This window comes from Campylobacter showae (genome assembly GCF_004803815.1).
GTDB lineage: Bacteria > Campylobacterota > Campylobacteria > Campylobacterales > Campylobacteraceae > Campylobacter_A > Campylobacter_A showae.
This window is the reverse complement of record NZ_CP012544.1, coordinates 657,332-674,443: the sequence shown is the minus strand read 5'-3', so window position 1 is coordinate 674,443 and position 17,112 is coordinate 657,332. Positions and strand designations below refer to the sequence as shown.

The window sequence follows — 17,112 nt, the reverse complement described above, 5'->3', positions numbered from 1 at the left end:
AGATGAGTTTCATCAAGGAATTTAAAGAATTTGCGATGCGCGGCAACGTCATCGACATGGCCGTGGGCGTCGTGATCGGTGGGGCTTTCGGTAAGATCGTTAGCTCGCTAGTGGGCGACGTAATCATGCCGATAGTCGGCGTACTAACAGGTGGCGTAAATTTTACGGATTTAAAATTTACGCTAAAAGACGCAGTCGGAGATACGGCTGCCGTAACCGTAAACTACGGCTCGTTTATACAAACGATGGTCGATTTTACGATTATCGCGTTTTGTATTTTCTGCGTCGTTAAGGCTATAAATTCGCTCAAAAAACCAAAAGCAGAGGAGCCAAAAGCCGAGGAGCCTGCGCCGGTACCTGAGGATATAGCGCTTTTAACCCAGATCAGAGATCTTTTAAAAAATAAATAAGCATAACAAATGCTAGAGCAAATCCCGTTTTTTCAGGAGCTAAACGAGGCCGAGCTAAAAAGGCTAGAAGATATCAGCATCCTAAAAAAATATAAAAAAGGCGAGTTTTTATTTATGGAGGGCGAGGAGTCAAAGTGGCTCCACCTCCTCATAAAAGGCTCTCTCAAGCTCTATAAAATAGGCCCAAAAGGCAAAGAGATTTTTATGCATCAGTTTAACGGGATTAGCTTCGTAGCCGAGCTTGCCAACTTTGAAAATATCAAATTTCCGGCGACGGCGATATTTTTAACGGGCGGCGAAGTGCTAAAAATTGACTACGATAAATTTTACGCCGAGTTTTTATCAAACCCGCGCGTATCGCTGCAAATCATAAAATCGCTCTCGCAAAAGCTAAAAATCGCAAGCGAGCTGATACATCAAGAGCTCGTGCTAAACTCCGAGGCAAAGGTCGCGAGCTTTCTCGTTAATCACGCCGATCTTTTTAACGAGCTAAAACACATCAAAATAGCCTCCATCCTAAACATCACTCCAGAGACGTTTTCAAGGATTTTGGCGAAATTTAAAACCCAAAATCTGATCGAACTAGACGCAAATAATAAAATCGTAAATATCGCTACAAGCGAACTTTCTGAGATGTTTGAAGGCTAGAGTCGGTATTTGCAAATTTAATGCTTTTTTATTTTTGCGCATTTTTAATCGTCAAATTTCCGAGCCTCTCGCATATTGTAGTTTTATCCGCGCCATCGTAACACCGCGTAAAATTTATAAATTTATTCGTCGCAAGCCCGGCTCAAATTTAACCGATTACATAAGCAAGGATGTATAAAATCTATAAATTTAAAAATACGATAAAATTTAAGCCGCCAGCCGCCGCATTAACAAAAAGCCACGAGAACGCAACGCGCTGTAACACCGGCGACAAAGCGGGATTTTTCCTTTAAATTTGAAGGCTGGATTTTAGTTTTTCTTCTTTTTTTCCGTAGCTGCCGCTTCGGTATCTGCCAGCGAAGTAATTTCGTATTTTTGATCGATATAGCCCATTTCTAGTAGCTTATTAAAGATTTTAGCCGTGAGAGGTCCGGCAGCCAAACCGCCGTGTCCGCCGTGCTCGATGATAACGGTAACGGCATATCTAGGCTCCTCGTAAGGTCCATAGGTCGTGACCCACGCGTGCGAGCGGCGCAGATACTCCATGTCCTCTTCTTTCATACGCTTTTTTTCAGCCTGCGAGATGCCTACGACCTGCGCGGTACCCGTTTTCGCCGCTAGAGTGAGCTTTGCCTCTTTGAAATATTTATGCGCGGTGCCTTTTTTATGATTTACGACTTCATACATCGCCTTTTGGATGTATGGTAGCTGCTTTTTCTCAAACGGCGTGAGGATGTCATCGGCAGGCTCAAATTTAACCTCCTCGCCGTTTACGCTACGTAAAAAATGCGGGACGATATTTTTCCCCGTCGCCAGGATACCCGTATAGCGCACCACCTGCATCGGCGTCACGAGGAAGTTGCCCTGTCCGATCGAGGTGATCAGCGTCTCGCCCTGATACCACGGCTGAGCGTATTTTTGCATCTTCCACTCGCGTCCAGGCACGATACCGACAAATTCGTTAGGCAGATCCACCCCACTTTTTTGCCCAAAACCTAGCCGCTCTAAAACCGGGGTTATAGCGTCGATACCGACCTTTAAGCTGCCTTTATAAAAATAATCGTCGCAGCTCTCGCGGATGGCCGAGTTCATATCCATAAAACCGTGTCCGTAGACGTTCCAGCAACGGAAATTTCGCCCTCCAAGCTCAAACGAGCCCGAGCAAAAATACCCATCGGAGCGACTCATCTTGCCAGTATCTAAAAACGCCATCGCCACGCCCATTTTTATAACCGAACCCGGCGGATAAAGGCCGTTTACGAGCTTGTTTGTGAATGGATGATCGATACTTTTAACAAGCTCGTCCCATTTAGCCTGCGATAACCCCGTAACAAACGGATTTAAATCATACTCTGGAAAGCTGCCCGCAGCCAGTATCGAGCCGTCTCTCACGTCCATCACGATGATGACGCCCGCGTTATCGCCGAAAATTTCCTCGATGTATTTTTGCATCTCAAGGTCGATCGTAAGCGATATATCCGAGCTTTGCGGGTAGCTCACGGATATCTCCTCGACCTCCTGATTTAGCGCGTTTACTTTTATCTTTCGCACGCCCTCTTGACCCTGCAAGACGGAGTTATAAAAGCGCTCCGTGCCGCTTCTGCCCGTGTGATTGGTTAGCTTTGCGACGGGATCGGACTCGACGTCTTGCTGATTTGCGCGGCCGACGTAGCCGATGATGTGAGAGGCTAGGTTATTGTAGGGATAGTGGCGCTTGGATGCCGGTTTGACCTCCAAATTTTCTCGTAGCGATAGTTCGGCGATGCGCGGTATCATCTTATCGTAGTCCATAAAATCGATAATCTGAATAAAGTCTTGATTATAAGGCGAGTCGGCCTTGATGTATTCGCGCTTTAGCTTCGTGACGTTTAGATCCTCGAATAAATTTTGCAAATTTGCAAGCTCAGCGTCTAAAATCTCCGCCCTCTTGCCGCTCAGGTGCGGCTTTAACGCGACGGAAAAACCGAGGCGATTTACCGCCATCGGACGGCCTTTGGCGTCTAAAATCAGCCCCCTGACGGGAGCTAGATACTGCGTTTTTACCGCATTTTGCTCGGCGATCTCCTCGTAAAAGTCGTTTGATTTGACGCTAAGATAATAAACGCGCACCAGCAAAAGCACCCAGACGCTAAATATAATGCCAAAGACTATGCGCATCCTCATAAGCGTCCCCTAAACAAAACTACCGCCAAAACAGACTCCACGCCGACGCAGATTAGGTACTCGTAGTCAAATTTTAACATAGGCAAATTTGCCGCGTATGAGATAAAAGAGCTGGTCGCGCAGGTCCAAACGTAGCCGCTAGCGACGAATCCCGCCGCCAAAAGCTCTCTTGATTTTAGCGTAACGATGAGCCAATCGGACATAAAATGATAAAAAAGCATAAACGCGATCACCGCTGAAAACAGCGCAAACCCGTGCGCCTGCTCGGCAAAGGTAAGGTAAAATAGACAAAAATACCACTCCTTGCCAAACTCTTTGAGAGTCTTTTGTTTCTGCAAGGTTAGCATGATCATGTAGGTAAAAAATATCCCGATAAGAGGCGGCAGATACGCAAATACGGTCGTTATGCTCTGATAAAAAATGAGAAAAGCAACCCAAGCAAGCTGCTTTAAAAATCGCTTCTCTGCGCCCAATCTTCGCATTGCCGCACTCGTTTGCATTGTTATATGTTTTTAGCTAAATTTATAAATTTGGCTTTGGCGGCGCTTAAATTTGTAAATTTAGTTAGAAAATTTGATGGTAAAAATGCCAAAATTTGCCTGTGGCTTTTTGATTTCATTACAGCCCCAGCGCGTTTAGATATATAAGCTCGTTTGCCTTTTCTACGCCTATTTTTTTAAGCGCCGAAACGAAATGCGCGCCCGGATAGACCTTTAAAACCGCGCTTTTTTGGCTTTGATTTAGCTTGTCTGATTTTGTGAGGAAATTTAAAATCTTTTGGTCGGGGCGCAAGAAGCTTTGCAAATAGTCGTTTACGTCCCTATCTATTTGCATATCAAATTGGCGCGAGTCGATGAGGTGCACGAAAAGCTTGATGTTGGCTCTAAATTTTAGGTACTCGTCGAGGTTTTTTCTCCACTGCGCATGCATACTTTTGGCAACTTTGGCGTATCCAAAGCCAGGCAGATCGACAAAAGTCAAATTTGCCCTCTCCTCGCTTGGCTCGCCTTGCTCGTTTTTGACGCCACGCGCATACTCGACCTCGAAAAAATTTATGAGGCGCGTTTTGCCCGGTGTCAAGCTGCTCTTGGCTAGGCTTTTTTGGTTTACGAGAGTGTTTATGAGGCTACTTTTGCCCACATTTGAGCGCCCTAGAAACGCCACTTCGCTAGAGTTTGCAGGCGGAGCTAGCGAGATGTCGGGCGCCGAGATAAGAAATTTTGCGTTTAAAACGCGGATCACTTTTTGTCCTCGACTTGGAATATAAATTTGACCGGCTCTTTTTTGCCGCTATTTACGTTATACGTGCCGCTATTTTGATTGACCGTGATCTTTTCGCCATAGACTTTTTTATCAGTCTCTATCTCGTGCAAAAAGCCGTTGCCGTTTATCGTATATAAATTTGGCGCAGGCTCGTAAACAAGCTCGCTACCGCTACCGTCGTATGTTTTATTTTTGATAAATACTCTAAATTTGGCGTTGCCGGAAGCGACGTATTTTAGCGGATTTCGCTTTTTGTCGAAATATATCACTACCAAATTTGCAGTGAGCGTATCCTTGCCTTTTTTAATATTTACATTGCCTTTAAATTCGCTTATTTGTTTGCCTTCGTCAGCATAAAACTCGTCCGCTGTGATCTCCACCTGCTCTGCTAAAAGCGGTAAAGCGCTAAGCGCCAAAACTAAAGCCACTTTTTTAAAACCAAAATTTATCATTTTCCGTCCTATCTTTTTCTATCTTGCTCTATCAAAGCAAAGGCCTTTTTGATATAAGCTTTTTTTAACTCAAAGTCGTAAACCAAGGCTTTGCCGACTATTTTATCTTCGTTTTTCGTTAGCGTAAAAGGCGTTTGCGTAGTAGCTACTTTTGTTGCGGTACTATAAATGACCTCGTCTGATAAAAAGGTCAAATTTTCATTATTTACATAGCGCGCGTTACCCTTAAGTATAATTCGACCGCCGTTATAAAACGCTTTATCGGAGCTCACGTTATGCTCTTTATTGTCTTTAAAGATTTCCGCTCTAAATTTGATAAATTCGTCAAATTCAGAGTATCTATTCCACGTATCAGCTTCATATCTAGCATTTACTACAGTAGCATTCATCTCGTAGTCAGTGACTGCGTTCATCTGCATGTTTGTAGTCACTTCGCCACCCTTTAAGAGCTCGCTATAGTAAGGCTCCTCAATCGCCAAATAAACCATCGCCACGCTAAAAACGCTGACGACTAGGTAAAAAATCCTTATAACCAACGCTTAGCCCACTCTTGCATTAAGCCCTCGCTGCGGATAAGTATCTCTATCATCTCGCGCACCGCGCCGTTGCCGCCTTTGTAGTTGAGCCTCGTTCTTACTTCAAGCTCTTTGATCGCATTTTTCGGTTTAAAGCTCCATCCGACGCTTTTTAACAGCTTGTAGTCGTTGTAATCGTCGCCTATTGCTGCTGCATTTTCAAACTCGAGTCCCTCAAATTTAAGTATCTGTTTTGCGGTTTCGAGTTTATCGCTAATGCCTTGATAGACGTGCGTTATCTTTAGATCCTGCGCCCTTTTTTCAACGATAGGCGAGCTTCTACCAGTGATGATCGCGACCTTTTTACCGAGCTTTAGCCAGCTCTCAATAGCATATCCGTCCTTAACGTCAAAAAATTTAAGCTCGTCGCCGTTTGGACTATAGACGATCTTGCCGTCGGTTAGGCATCCGTCGACGTCTAAAAATATAATCTCTATCATAGCACGCCTTTCGTGCTAGGTACGCCGACTCTAGCATTTTTAGCTAGAGCTCTTCTTAGCGCGACGGCACAGGCTTTAAAGCTAGCCTCCAAAATATGATGGGAGTTTCGTCCGCGGATTTTAGCGATATGTAGCGTGATTGCGGCATTAAATGCTAAAGCCTGGAAAAACTCATTCGCTAGCTCTATGTCAAATTCGCCAACTTTACCCTCGCTTATACTTTCATATACCAAAAACGAGCGATTTGAGAGGTCAAGGGCACAGTTTACCGCTGCCTCATCCATAACCACCGTTGCTTCGCCAAATCTCTCGACTCCGCTAATCGGATAAATTTTCTCGCGCAAAGCCTGCCCGATAACGATACCCACGTCCTCTACGCTATGATGAAAATCCACGTGCAAATCGCCCTTACAAACAAGCTTCATATCAAAAAGCGCGTGCTTACAAAAAGCCTCAAGCATGTGGTCAAAAAATCCTATGCCCGTGCTTATCTCGGCTTTACCGCTGCCGTAAATTTCAAGCTCTAGGCTGATATCCGTCTCTTTTGTCTTTCTTTGCATCTTATTCCCTCACGAAAAATGCGCCCGAGATATGCCCTGCGCTTATGAAGTCTTTTGCTTCCTCTTCGCTTCTAAAGCCGCTTATAAATACCCTATAAATTTTACCGCCATCAAGATCATAGGACTTTATGACAGTATCATAGGCACCGTTGCCGTATTGTCCAGCGTGCTGACGTTTATGGGCGTTTGCGCCGCTCAAATTTTTAAATGCGCCGATTTGCACCATAAAAATACCGCCGACAAAAGACTGTTGTTGCGGTTGCGCTTTAGTTTGGGTGCTCGTTTTTTGCGAGCCGCTAGGTTGTTTTGAGCTAGGCTGAGAGGATGCTACAACAGCTCCGCCGACGTTGCCGTTAAAGCCAACAACCTCTAGTAAAACGGGGGCCGTGCCGGCGTTAAATACATCAAGCTTAACCGCGCCGGTTTTTGACAAATCTATCACGCGACCTGCCACGAAAGGGCCTCGGTCGTTTATACGCACGATGATGTTTTTACCGTTTTTTATATTCGTCACGCGCACCATAGTGTTCATCGGCAGAGTCTTATGCGCCGCCGTCATAGCATGCATATCGTAAGTCTCACCGTTTGACGTCTTTTTACCGTGAAAATCCGGACCGTACCAACTGGCTATACCGCTAGCCCTATCACCGACCTTGACTACGGTCGGATAATAAGTTTTTCCATTTATGGTATACGGGCGCATGGTTGCTTCATGCACACCTTTTGAACTGTTTATTTTGCCGCTCTTTTTTGAGCCGCCGCTAGCGGTAATCCCGCCGGAAGGCGAGGTCAAGAACGAACAGCCGCTCATAAAAAATACGAAAAATAGACTAAAAAATATAAATTTAGCCCTACTCGGTTGCGGCAAGTTTGGCTCCAATCGAGCTGTTTGAGCTCATAAGAGTATTGGCTTCTTTTAAATCCTCAAGCGCTACGTCAAATTTCTGTGAAACTTCTCCGAGCGTATCGCCGCTTTTTACCATATACTCGGCTAGATAGTTTACGTTTTGCTCACTTGGGATAACTAGCTTTTGGCTAGGCTTGATCTCGTTTGAAGCAAGTCCGTTGTACTCTTTTATGATTTTATGATTTACGCCGGTTTTTTCCGCTATAGTTAGTAGCGTATCGTTCTCTTTGGCAGTATAAATTTCAAATTTTCTATTTTGCGCTACTTCGAAATTGTCGCTAAACATTTTCTTTTTGTTTAACGGAATATAAAGATAATAAGGTTTTTCCGTAGGTGGAGTATAGACGAATTTTAGATGCATATTGTACTCTTTCATCTTTTTTAGACTAAGACCTATGCTGTCTCCTACCTCCATTAGCGTTGTACCACCGGGGACGTCTATCTTTGATAGTTCTATGCCTTTCGCTCCACTTAAGGCCTGCGTTTTAGCCAGCAAATTTTCCTGCTCTTTTGCTATATGCGCAATGACTAAAATTTTCTTTACGAAATTTTTAGTTTCTTTTGGAATATAGCTTTTTTTATCGTCTAACAATGTTGCCAGATCGGTAGTTCCGGCTTTTTTAATACCTTCCCTTAATCTAGTGTCGCCACAGTTGTAAGCCATCATCGCAAGATACCATTTACCAAAGTCATTTTTTAGACTCTGTAGGTATTTTGTAGCTGCAACGGTAGCCGCTATCGGGTCTTTTCGCTCGTCGGTGTATTTATCGACTCTAAGACCGTAAAGTTTTGCCGTAGACTCCATAAACTGCCAAATTCCGATGGCTTTTTTGCTAGAAACTATGTGATTTGAAAAACCGGACTCCGTCATAGCAAGATATAAAAACGACTCCGGGATACCTGAGTCTTTTATAATCTTTTGAAGCATCGGGATATGTTTATAGCCGCCTTTGACGGTATCTATAAACTCTTTTCTTTTACTATCTTTAATGGAATTTTTTATAGAAGCGTAGTGAGAGCTTTGTAAAAATTTAGCATCTATGTCAAATTCTTTTAATATCATCTTTTGGGTTTGCTCTGCGTCGCTGCTAGCCGCGGTCGCAAAAAGCCACCCCGTACATGCTAGACACAGCATTATTACTCTAAAGATTTTCATTTTTCTCCTTGATTACGTGTTAAATTTCGTAAAGATTTTCTTTGCATTTTTCGTTGTTATTTCCATTACCTCTTCTTCTTTTAAATTTAAAATCTCAGCCATCTTCGTCGCAACTAATCGCGTAAATGCAGGCTCGTTTCTGCGCCCCCTAAAAGGCTCGGGCGTTAGATACGGCGCATCTGTTTCAAGTAGCAGCCTATCTCGCGGAATTTGGGGCAAAATTTGAGCCAAATTTTTTGCGTTTTTAAACGTCAAAACCCCGCCGATACCAAAGTAAAACTCGCCCATTTTTGCAAGCTCTAGAAGCAAAGGCGAAGCGTTATAGCAGTGCAAAACCGCTCCGACAAGCCTGCTTGCATACTCTTTTAAGATATTAAAACTATCTTCGTTTGCATCTCTAATATGCAAAATGACCGGCAAATTTAGCTCTACCGCCATATCAAGCTGCGCTCTAAACACGCGCTTTTGTTCTGCTTTTTCAAGCTCTTTTTCATTTTCGTCCTTAGGCAAGCGGAAGTAATCAAGCCCGCACTCGCCCACGGCAATGCACTTTTCGTCTTTTGCAAATTTATAAAGCGCACCCTTGTCAAATCCATCCTTATCATACGGATGAACCCCGACGGCAAAAAATACATTTTCAAATTCGCGGGTTATTTTAGCCGCTTTTGGTAAATCATTAATATCAGCACCCGGTATTAGCACTCCGCCGACACCGTTTTCATGGGCATTTGCGATAACTTTTACTAGATCGTTATCAAAGCTTTCATCGTCCAAATGACAGTGAGTGTCTATTATCATCAGGCTATTTCTACCCTATTTCGCCCGTTTTGTTTAGCTCTGTAAAGAGCCTCATCGGCAAGATCCAAAATCTCGTCGACGTTATAATCGCTTTTACCGAAAGTAACGCCTATGGAAACCGAAATTTTAACCGATTCGTTTTTTATATTTACCGGATTGGCTGCTATTGCGGCTCTTAATCCGACGAAAAATTTAACCGCGTCTTCTTGCGATACGTTTTTTAATAAAACGCAAAATTCTCCGCCGCCGAATCTAGCCGCTATATCGCTGCTTTTGGTGTCGTCGATTAATTTTTTAGCCAGTAGTTTTAAAATTTTATCGCCGCTATCTTGTCCGTATTTATCGTTAATATTTTTAAGCCCGTCTACATCGATCACGGCTACGGCGTAAGGCATAGGATTTTCTTCCAAACTTGCCAAGTATCCTTGCATATCGTCGTAAAAATACCTTCTATTAAATAATCCGGTTAGAAAATCTTTATTGGCGAAATTTGCGATTTTATTAATATTTTCCATATTTTCTATAGTATTATTTACGCGGCAAATAAGCTCTTCTTTTAAAAACGGCTTAGCGATAAAATCATTAGCTCCGTTTTTCAAAAATACCGCGCCGCTAACGTTTTCGTTCGCGCTAGTCATCATTATAACGCCTAGTTCGTTTTTATCTTTTTGCTCCCTTAGCTCTTTTAAAACCTCCAAACCGTCTTTTACCGGCATACCGTAATCAGAAACCACGAGTTTTATATCTGGATTATCGGCAAAATAATTCATCGCCTCTTCGCCGTGAGCCGCCGTAAATACTTGAAACTGCAAATTTTGCAATATTTTTTTTACGTCGTTTCTAGTCTGCATTACGTCTTCTACTACCATGACTTTATACTGCTTGTTGTTTTTTAGCCTATCTATCATATGAAATATATAATTTACGTCGCTCATATTTCCCTTATAGACGTAGTCCACGATGTCCTTGTCCATAAAAGTCTCTCTGGTCTTATCGTCCATACTGCCCGTTAAAACTATAATCGGTAAGCCCTTAGACGCTACGAAATCGACCACTTCGCCGTTTGGAGCATCGGGCAAATTTAAATCGAGCAAAGTTATAAAATAATCCTTAGCCTTCGTAAGAAACGCCTGCGCTTCGGCTAAGCTGTGAGCGACGTCCACTTGCATTTCAGTATTATCTTCCATCTTTTTAGCGATTAGCTTTGCTAAGGCTTTGTTGTCTTCTACTATTAAAATTTTACTTTTTTCCATAAACACCCATTTAAAAATTTTCGAGAATATACCATTACTTTTCTTTTTTCAACCTAAATTTTAAGCCAAACTTAAACAACCAAAAGCTGACGGGCGAAATTTAACGCTTCATCGGTAATGCGTTCGCCGCTTATCATTCTGGCTAGTTCGCTCACGCGCTCCTCGTTTTTTAGCTCCCTTACGTTCGAGGTTTCGCCGCGCTTTTCGACTAGAAAATGCGAATCGGCCTTAGAGCTTAGCTGCGGCTGATGCGAGATAGCAAAAATTTGATAAAATTTGGCCAAATTTAGCAGCACGTTTGCGATACTCATCGCCTCTTTTCCGCTTAGATTCGCATCTATTTCATCTAGGATTATGACGCCCTCGCCGCCTCCGGTGATCTTGCTTTCGCTCGCTATAAAAGCTAGCCTTAATCGGTTTAGCTCGCCCGAGCTTAGATTTTTTAGCGCCGTCTCGTTTAGGCTTAAATTTACCTCGTCCCTGCCAGCGGCGTCCAGGGTTTTGCTATTTATCTTTAATGAAATCTCGCTCATATAAAGCTCTTTTAGAAACGAATTTATGAGCGCTTCAAGCTCCTTTAAATTTGCCGCGCGAGCCTGGCCGATTTTATCCGCCAGCGCGTTTACCGCGGCTTCGTTTTGCTTAAATTTACGCTCCAGCTCGCTCTTTTCAAAGCTTATATTTTCGTATCTTGCTAGCTCGGCTTTGCGCGTTTTTAGTGTCTGGAGCGCCTCCTCCTCGCCGCCATAGCGACGCACGAGCGAGTTTATCGCCTCGATGCGGTCTAGCACGCCCTCGATATCTACGTCTTCTAGCTCGTCCATGTTTAGATTTTCGCGCGCTACTCGTAGCTCGTTCATCGCCTCCTCAAAAAAACTGCTATCGATATCGCTGATGTTTAGCGCGTCTACTACAGCCTGCTCGAAATTAAAAATTTGCTCCGCCCTATTCCACGCTTCTAAAATTTTATCCTTTTTACTCAGGCGCTTTTTTAGCTCCATTAGCTCGTCAAATTCGCCGATTTTCGGACTTACGCTTTCTATTTTATTGATTTCAAAAGAGGCAAATTCCTTTAGCTCCTCCACTCTTTTTTCTTCGTCGATTATTTTTTTTAGCTCGCGAGAAATTTGGCTAAATTCGTCAAATTTGAGCCTAAATTCGCTCAAAATTTCGTTAAATTTAGCGTCTTTTTTCGCTTGCAAGCTATCCAGCAAATTTAAAAATCTATCGTTTTCAAATTCGTTTATTTCCTTTGCGGATAGGTATTTGACGTGCTCTTTGGCGATGCTGGCTAGATTTTTTTTAGAAACGGCTTGCGAGTTTATAAAGTAGCGCGTCGTTTTGTCGCGAAAAAGCTTAAAGGTATTTATCTCCTCGCTCTCAAGGCCGAATTCCTCAAGGTTAAATTTATGCGAGACGTCGGCCTCTATCAGCTTTGCTTCGCTGTCCTTTAGCCCCAAAACCGCCATGATCGAACCCATCAGGACCGATTTGCCCGCACCGCTCACGCCCGTAAATACGCTAAGTCCGCGCCCGAAATTTAACTCGACGTTTTCAAAACTCAAATTTTGCTTTATCAAAATCCGCTCAATCATTATAACCCCAATGTAGCTTTTCTTTTAAAATTTGAAAATAATCTCTCCCGACGTGGCGGATTAACCGCGCCGTGCTCGCGCTTAGCGTCATGCTCACGCCTTCAAGCTCGCTCATCTTATACCTATCCTGCCCATCGATAACCAATACCGCCGCACTTGCGGTTTTAAATTTGATCTCAAATCCGCGCGGAAGCACAACCGGACGTTGAGTTAGCGAATGCGAACAAACGGGCGTCACCAAAAACACCTCGCTCAAAGGATAGGTTATCGCTCCGCCCGCGCTCATATTGTATCCGGTTGAACCCACGGGCGTAGAGACGATGACGCCGTCGCCAAAATACGCGTTAAAGTATTTTTCGTTCCAAAAAGCCTCCACGTGCGTCATGGAGCCAACCTTTTCGCCCACGATTACCGCGTCGTTAAATGCGATTTTGCGTAAAATTTCCCCGCTTTTTTTGTGCAAAAAAACGTCAAGCATAAAAGGGGTCTCGACCTCAAATTTGCCCTCGAAAAACTCGGCAAAAAATTTCTCGCATTCATTCATCGTGATATCGGTCAAAAATCCTAGCCTACCCGCGTGTATGCCTAGCACGAAGGGCGAAATCTCGGCCGCGTTTCTACAAAGCGAGATGATCGTGCCGTCGCCTCCGAGCGAGATCAAAAAATCGCACTCCTGCGCCAGCTCGCGCACCTCAAATCCTTGCAAATTTGAGCTCTCTTTTAAATTTAGATGTTTAGCGAGCGCGTTTTCAAACAAAATTTGAACGCCGTACCTAGCTAAAATCTCGCGCAAGATTCGCGCGTTTTTTACCAAATTTGCATTGATTTTTGCGACTAGGCCGACTTTTTTTACCTTAGCCGGAAGTAATAAATTCTCTTTTTTCATAGAGCGGATTTTATCACATTTTATTTTAAAAAAGCTGGGAAAAAGCAAATTTCTAGTATAATGGGCGCGTTAAAAACAGCAAAAGGAGTGAAAATGCGTAGCCATTACTGCACTGATTTAAGCAGTGCCGACATAGGCAAAGAAGTTACGCTTTGCGGCTGGGTAAATACCTACCGCGACCACGGCGGCGTTATATTTTTGGACCTGCGCGATCGCACGGGACTGATCCAGATCGTCTGCGATCCGGCAGATAGCAAGAGCTCTCACGAGGCCGCATCGCACGTTCGCGACGAGTACGTGCTAAGGATAAAAGGCAAGGTCCGCGCTCGCGGCGAAGGCCTGGTAAATCCGCGCCTAAAAACGGGCGAGATCGAAGTAGTCGCAGACGAAGTGATCGTCGAAAACCCGAGCGAAACGCTACCTTTCGTCATCGGCGACGAGAGCGTAAACGAGGACATCAGGCTAAAATACAGATTTTTGGACCTTAGAAACGAGAAACTTCAAAATATCTTTAAAATGCGCTCAAAAGCGGCGATTGCAGCTAGAAACAGCCTAGATAAAATGGGCTTTATCGAGTTTGAAACGCCGATTTTAACGCGCGCTACGCCGGAAGGCGCAAGAGACTATCTAGTGCCTAGCCGCGTATATCCGGGTCAGTTTTACGCCCTGCCGCAAAGCCCGCAACTTTTTAAACAGCTTTTGATGTGTTCCGGCTTTGATAAATATTTCCAGATCGCAAAATGCTTCCGCGACGAGGACTTGCGCGCGGATAGACAGCCTGAATTTACGCAGATAGATATCGAGATGAGCTTCATCGGGCAAGAAGACATCCTAAATATGGCTGAAAACATGCTAAAAGACGTCTTTGCCGCATGTGGATACGATATACAAATCCCTTTCCGCCGCATGAGCTACAAAGAAGCGACCGAGACCTACGGCAGCGACAAGCCCGATCTGCGCTACGATCTAAAGATGATCGACGTTATCGACATTTTCGCGCGCTCTAGCAATGAAATATTTAGCAAAATCGCAACCGAACCTAAGAAAAACCGCATCAAAGCGCTAAAAGTGCCAAACGGCGATAATATCTTTAGCAAACGCGAGATGAACCGCTTTGAGGAATTCGTCCGCAAATTCGGCGCTCAGGGCCTTGGCTACTTCCAGATGAAAGAGGACGGACTAAAAGGACCGCTTTGCAAATTTTTCGAGCAAAGCGATCTTGACGAGATCGTAGAGCGCTGCGAGCTAAAAGTCGGCGACGTCGTATTTTTCGGCGCCGGCAAGAAAAAAGTCGTACTTGACTATATGGGTCGATTTAGGATTTTCCTCGCCGAGCAAATGGGCATCATCGACCAAAACAAAATGGAGTTTTTGTGGGTGCTCGACTTTCCGATGTTTGAGCAAAACGACGACGGCAGCTACTCGGCTATGCACCATCCGTTTACCATGCCTAAAAACATCGATGAACCCGATCTCGAGGACATCCTATCGGTCGCTCACGACGTCGTGCTTAACGGCTATGAGCTTGGCGGCGGTAGCGTGAGGATCCACAAAAACGATGTTCAGCAAAAGGTATTTAAGCTACTTGGCATCGACGAGGCCGAACAGCGCGAGAAATTCGGCTTCTTGCTCGATGCGTTAAGCTTTGGCGCGCCTCCGCACGGCGGTATCGCGATCGGCTTTGACAGGCTAAATATGCTGGTAAATAAAACCAGCTCGATCCGCGACGTCATCGCATTCCCTAAAACTCAGCGCGCTCAGTGCCCGCTAACGAAAGCGCCAAGCGAAGCTAGCGGCGAGCAGTTGAGGGAGTTAGGGCTAAGGCTGCGAGAAAAAGAAAAATAAACTATAAAGCGTCGTCTCGCCGCGCTATACGTCGTTGGTTTTAAAATTTGGCGCTCCGCACGCTATATGCCTAGCGCACGCTTAAATTTTAAAACCGCCTAGTCTAGCTTGGCGATACTTTCGCTTTGAAATTTAATAGTAAAAATGTAGGCGAAGTATTTTTCACTTAGACGAGGCGGATTTTAATTTTTAAGCGTAGATAGAACATATAGTCCATCGAGCTTAAAAATTAAAATTCAACGAAGTAAAGTATAAGTAGAAAAAGACAAGCCGTTTTAAAGGAAATTTTATGAAAAAACTATTTTTAATCATCGGCGCTCCAGGCTCCGGCAAAACCACCGACGCATCTCTAATCGCGCAAGAAGATGCTAAATTTGCGCACTTCTCAACGGGCGATCTGCTACGCGCAGAGGTTGCTAGCGGCTCAGAGCTAGGCAAGCTAATCGACGGTTTCATCTCAAAAGGCAACCTGGTCCCGCTTGACGTCGTCGTAAACGCGATCGTCTCAGCGATCAAAAGCTCGGAAAAATCAAACGTCATCATCGACGGCTATCCGCGTAGCGTCGAGCAGATGACCGAGCTAGATAAGGTGCTAGCCGCGCAAAACGAGATCGCGTTAAAAGGCGTGATCGAAGTGGACGTTAGCGAAGCCGTTGCACGCGAGAGAGTACTAGGACGAGCGCGCGGAGCCGACGACAACAACGAGGTTTTCAACAACCGCATGAAGGTTTATTTGGAGCCGATCGAGGCGATACGTAAATTTTACAAAGAAAAAGGCCTACTTCACGTCGTAAACGGCGAGCGTGCGATCGAGCCTATCGTGGCCGACGTCAAAGCTCTCGTAAATAGCCTATAAACATTAAATTTAGAGCCTCAAACCAGGCTCTAAATTTAAGCTTCCCATAAATACAAATTAACAAATAATTCACGAAATATCATTAAAATCCGCACTATGATTTCACAAAAATCACATCAAATTTTAAAGGATACATAATGTTTAAGAAAATAGTTTTATCAGCAGCCCTTACTAGTGCGATGTTTGCAGCAGGTGGGTTTACAAGCTCAAACGTGCAAAGCGCAGCAAATCAAGGCGGCTTCGTCGGCAAGGGCGCCATGAGTGCAAGCACGGTAAAACAAGCCCTAGCGCTACCGGATGACGCTCGCGTCGTGCTTGAGGGCAAGATCGTCTCCGAGTTTCGCCCTGAGCACTACCAATTCGTCGATAAAAACGGTGACACCATCGAAGTCGAGATCGACCACAAGGACTGGAGAGGCGTAACTGTCGATGAAAATACGCCCGTACGCATCTACGGTGAGGTCGATAAGGACTTTATGAAAACCTCTATCGACGTGAAAAGTATCGAAATAATCAAATAATTTTAGGGTGGTTCGCCGCCTTAAAATTTCCCCCAAATTTTAGTCCCCCCCAAAAAAAATTTACAAATTTTACTTTTTAGCATCAAATTTACCGCCGTAATGCCCGTCAAATTTTAGCATGCCCCGATTCTCGTTTTACTCCAAATTTAGCCGAGATTTTATATAATCTCTTACTCAAATTTCAAGGCAAGTATCTCAAAGCGTTTTGCTACAAAACGCCGCGAGATAGGAGCTTTACAAAGGATTAAAATGGACGTTTCAAAAATCAAAGCAGGTTCAAACCCGGACAAAATCAACGCCGTGATCGAGATCCCGTACGGCTCGAACATCAAATACGAAATCGACAAAGATAGCGGCGCGGTCGTAGTCGATCGCGTGCTCTACTCGGCGATGTTCTACCCGGCAAACTACGGCTTCGTGCCAAACACGCTCGCAGCAGACGGCGATCCTGCCGATATCTTGGTGCTAAACGAATACCCTCTGCAAGCAGGTAGCGTGATCCCGTGCCGCCTCATCGGCGTGCTCGTGATGGAGGATGAAGCAGGCATGGACGAGAAACTACTAGCCGTACCGGTTACCAAGATCGATCCGCGATTTGACGCGATCAAAAGCTACAAAGACCTACCTGAGGCCACGCTAAATAAGATTAAAAATTTCTTTGAAACTTATAAAATTTTAGAGCCTAACAAATGGGTCAAGGTTAAAGAATTTAAAGATGCAAACGCCGCAAAAGAGATCCTGGACGCGGCGATCAAAAACTACAAATAAGCCCCCCTCGGCTTGT

General features: G+C 44.4%; 19 protein-coding genes. 6 read left to right on the top strand and 13 right to left on the bottom strand.

Going from position 1 to position 17,112, the window contains the following annotated elements; genetic code table 11:
• Positions 1–2: 2 nt before the first annotated feature.
• Both mscL and CSHOW_RS03295 read left to right on the top strand, forming a co-directional pair.
• Positions 3–410 carry a large-conductance mechanosensitive channel protein MscL gene (gene mscL / locus CSHOW_RS03300; RefSeq protein WP_002948523.1) on the top strand — a complete coding sequence of 136 codons (408 nt, stop codon included), beginning with the start codon at positions 3–5 and terminating at the stop codon, positions 408–410.
• Positions 411–419: 9 nt separating this feature from the next.
• Positions 420–1,058 (top strand): Crp/Fnr family transcriptional regulator, encoded by a 639-nt coding sequence (locus tag CSHOW_RS03295; protein ID WP_002948519.1) that lies wholly within the window; start codon positions 420–422, stop codon positions 1,056–1,058.
• Between the two features lie 309 nt (positions 1,059–1,367).
• Here the strand turns inward: CSHOW_RS03295 and mrdA are convergent, their stop codons facing one another.
• The 13 genes from mrdA to CSHOW_RS03230 form a co-directional block, all read right to left on the bottom strand.
• Positions 1,368–3,221: a penicillin-binding protein 2 gene (gene mrdA / locus CSHOW_RS03290; protein ID WP_039895200.1), complete on the bottom strand. Its 1,854-nt coding sequence runs from the start codon at positions 3,219–3,221 to the stop codon at positions 1,368–1,370.
• Entirely contained in the window at positions 3,218–3,703 is a 486-nt protein-coding gene (locus tag CSHOW_RS03285; protein WP_039895198.1) for a hypothetical protein, read from the bottom strand. Before CSHOW_RS03285 ends, mrdA begins: the two co-directional genes overlap by 4 nt.
• A gap of 136 nt (positions 3,704–3,839) precedes the next feature.
• Positions 3,840–4,463, bottom strand: coding sequence for a ribosome biogenesis GTP-binding protein YihA/YsxC (gene yihA / locus CSHOW_RS03280; protein WP_002948513.1), 624 nt, complete (start codon positions 4,461–4,463; stop codon positions 3,840–3,842).
• The gene (gene lptA / locus CSHOW_RS03275; protein WP_002948510.1) at positions 4,460–4,936 is read right to left on the bottom strand and encodes a lipopolysaccharide transport periplasmic protein LptA; all 477 of its coding nucleotides are present in this window, start codon (positions 4,934–4,936) and stop codon (positions 4,460–4,462) included. The genes yihA and lptA overlap by 4 nt, the downstream gene beginning before the upstream one ends.
• Positions 4,937–4,944: 8 nt before the next feature.
• Entirely contained in the window at positions 4,945–5,472 is a 528-nt protein-coding gene (lptC, locus tag CSHOW_RS03270; protein ID WP_002948498.1) for an LPS export ABC transporter periplasmic protein LptC, read from the bottom strand.
• On the bottom strand, positions 5,463–5,951 hold the full coding sequence (locus CSHOW_RS03265) for a KdsC family phosphatase (protein ID WP_002948495.1): 489 nt from the start codon (positions 5,949–5,951) through the stop codon (positions 5,463–5,465). The genes lptC and CSHOW_RS03265 overlap by 10 nt, the downstream gene beginning before the upstream one ends.
• Positions 5,948–6,511: an imidazoleglycerol-phosphate dehydratase HisB gene (gene hisB / locus CSHOW_RS03260; protein ID WP_002948493.1), complete on the bottom strand. Its 564-nt coding sequence runs from the start codon at positions 6,509–6,511 to the stop codon at positions 5,948–5,950. The genes CSHOW_RS03265 and hisB overlap by 4 nt, the downstream gene beginning before the upstream one ends.
• 1 nt (position 6,512) lies before the next feature.
• Positions 6,513–7,322: a septal ring lytic transglycosylase RlpA family protein gene (locus CSHOW_RS03255; protein ID WP_039895230.1), complete on the bottom strand. Its 810-nt coding sequence runs from the start codon at positions 7,320–7,322 to the stop codon at positions 6,513–6,515.
• 40 nt (positions 7,323–7,362) lie between these two features.
• Positions 7,363–8,574 (bottom strand): lytic transglycosylase domain-containing protein, encoded by a 1,212-nt coding sequence (locus CSHOW_RS03250; protein WP_002948485.1) that lies wholly within the window; start codon positions 8,572–8,574, stop codon positions 7,363–7,365.
• A 12-nt stretch (positions 8,575–8,586) separates the two neighbouring features.
• Positions 8,587–9,372 carry a TatD family hydrolase gene (locus CSHOW_RS03245; RefSeq protein ID WP_002948483.1) on the bottom strand — a complete coding sequence of 262 codons (786 nt, stop codon included), beginning with the start codon at positions 9,370–9,372 and terminating at the stop codon, positions 8,587–8,589.
• Positions 9,372–10,625, bottom strand: a complete 1,254-nt coding sequence (locus CSHOW_RS03240; protein ID WP_002948480.1) for a GGDEF domain-containing response regulator — start codon at positions 10,623–10,625, stop codon at positions 9,372–9,374. Before CSHOW_RS03240 ends, CSHOW_RS03245 begins: the two co-directional genes overlap by 1 nt.
• A 71-nt stretch (positions 10,626–10,696) precedes the next feature.
• The gene (locus CSHOW_RS03235) at positions 10,697–12,220 is read right to left on the bottom strand and encodes an AAA family ATPase (RefSeq protein ID WP_002948478.1); all 1,524 of its coding nucleotides are present in this window, start codon (positions 12,218–12,220) and stop codon (positions 10,697–10,699) included.
• Complete coding sequence (locus CSHOW_RS03230) at positions 12,213–13,106, bottom strand: NAD(+) kinase (protein ID WP_039895228.1); 894 nt, start codon at positions 13,104–13,106, stop codon at positions 12,213–12,215. Before CSHOW_RS03230 ends, CSHOW_RS03235 begins: the two co-directional genes overlap by 8 nt.
• Positions 13,107–13,199: 93 nt before the next feature.
• On the opposite strand from CSHOW_RS03230, the gene aspS reads away from it, so the two are divergent.
• From aspS to ppa, 4 genes are all read left to right on the top strand, one after another.
• Positions 13,200–14,951, top strand: coding sequence for an aspartate--tRNA ligase (aspS, locus tag CSHOW_RS03225; RefSeq protein WP_039895195.1), 1,752 nt, complete (start codon positions 13,200–13,202; stop codon positions 14,949–14,951).
• A gap of 289 nt (positions 14,952–15,240) precedes the next feature.
• Complete coding sequence (locus tag CSHOW_RS03220) at positions 15,241–15,807, top strand: adenylate kinase (RefSeq protein ID WP_002948469.1); 567 nt, start codon at positions 15,241–15,243, stop codon at positions 15,805–15,807.
• 137 nt (positions 15,808–15,944) lie between these two features.
• Positions 15,945–16,328 carry a YgiW/YdeI family stress tolerance OB fold protein gene (locus tag CSHOW_RS03215; protein ID WP_002948466.1) on the top strand — a complete coding sequence of 128 codons (384 nt, stop codon included), beginning with the start codon at positions 15,945–15,947 and terminating at the stop codon, positions 16,326–16,328.
• A 249-nt stretch (positions 16,329–16,577) separates the two neighbouring features.
• On the top strand, positions 16,578–17,096 hold the full coding sequence (ppa, locus tag CSHOW_RS03210; protein WP_002948463.1) for an inorganic diphosphatase: 519 nt from the start codon (positions 16,578–16,580) through the stop codon (positions 17,094–17,096).
• Positions 17,097–17,112: the final 16 nt, after the last annotated feature.

What these genes read in the sequence shown, in the direction of transcription:
- CSHOW_RS03215 (WP_002948466.1), top strand. Translation starts at nt 15,945, where the DNA reads ATGTTTAAGAAAATAGTTTTATCAGCAGCCCTTACTAGTGCGATGTTT.
- CSHOW_RS03245 (WP_002948483.1), bottom strand. Translation starts at nt 9,372, where the DNA reads ATGATAATAGACACTCACTGTCATTTGGACGATGAAAGCTTTGATAAC.
- lptA (WP_002948510.1), bottom strand. Translation starts at nt 4,936, where the DNA reads ATGATAAATTTTGGTTTTAAAAAAGTGGCTTTAGTTTTGGCGCTTAGC.
- CSHOW_RS03240 (WP_002948480.1), bottom strand. Translation starts at nt 10,625, where the DNA reads ATGGAAAAAAGTAAAATTTTAATAGTAGAAGACAACAAAGCCTTAGCA.
- CSHOW_RS03295 (WP_002948519.1), top strand. Translation starts at nt 420, where the DNA reads ATGCTAGAGCAAATCCCGTTTTTTCAGGAGCTAAACGAGGCCGAGCTA.
- CSHOW_RS03255 (WP_039895230.1), bottom strand. Translation starts at nt 7,322, where the DNA reads ATGAGCGGCTGTTCGTTCTTGACCTCGCCTTCCGGCGGGATTACCGCT.
- aspS (WP_039895195.1), top strand. Translation starts at nt 13,200, where the DNA reads ATGCGTAGCCATTACTGCACTGATTTAAGCAGTGCCGACATAGGCAAA.
- CSHOW_RS03220 (WP_002948469.1), top strand. Translation starts at nt 15,241, where the DNA reads ATGAAAAAACTATTTTTAATCATCGGCGCTCCAGGCTCCGGCAAAACC.
- CSHOW_RS03230 (WP_039895228.1), bottom strand. Translation starts at nt 13,106, where the DNA reads ATGAAAAAAGAGAATTTATTACTTCCGGCTAAGGTAAAAAAAGTCGGC.
- CSHOW_RS03235 (WP_002948478.1), bottom strand. Translation starts at nt 12,220, where the DNA reads ATGATTGAGCGGATTTTGATAAAGCAAAATTTGAGTTTTGAAAACGTC.
- mrdA (WP_039895200.1), bottom strand. Translation starts at nt 3,221, where the DNA reads ATGAGGATGCGCATAGTCTTTGGCATTATATTTAGCGTCTGGGTGCTT.
- CSHOW_RS03285 (WP_039895198.1), bottom strand. Translation starts at nt 3,703, where the DNA reads ATGCGAAGATTGGGCGCAGAGAAGCGATTTTTAAAGCAGCTTGCTTGG.
- hisB (WP_002948493.1), bottom strand. Translation starts at nt 6,511, where the DNA reads ATGCAAAGAAAGACAAAAGAGACGGATATCAGCCTAGAGCTTGAAATT.
- CSHOW_RS03265 (WP_002948495.1), bottom strand. Translation starts at nt 5,951, where the DNA reads ATGATAGAGATTATATTTTTAGACGTCGACGGATGCCTAACCGACGGC.
- mscL (WP_002948523.1), top strand. Translation starts at nt 3, where the DNA reads ATGAGTTTCATCAAGGAATTTAAAGAATTTGCGATGCGCGGCAACGTC.
- ppa (WP_002948463.1), top strand. Translation starts at nt 16,578, where the DNA reads ATGGACGTTTCAAAAATCAAAGCAGGTTCAAACCCGGACAAAATCAAC.
- CSHOW_RS03250 (WP_002948485.1), bottom strand. Translation starts at nt 8,574, where the DNA reads ATGAAAATCTTTAGAGTAATAATGCTGTGTCTAGCATGTACGGGGTGG.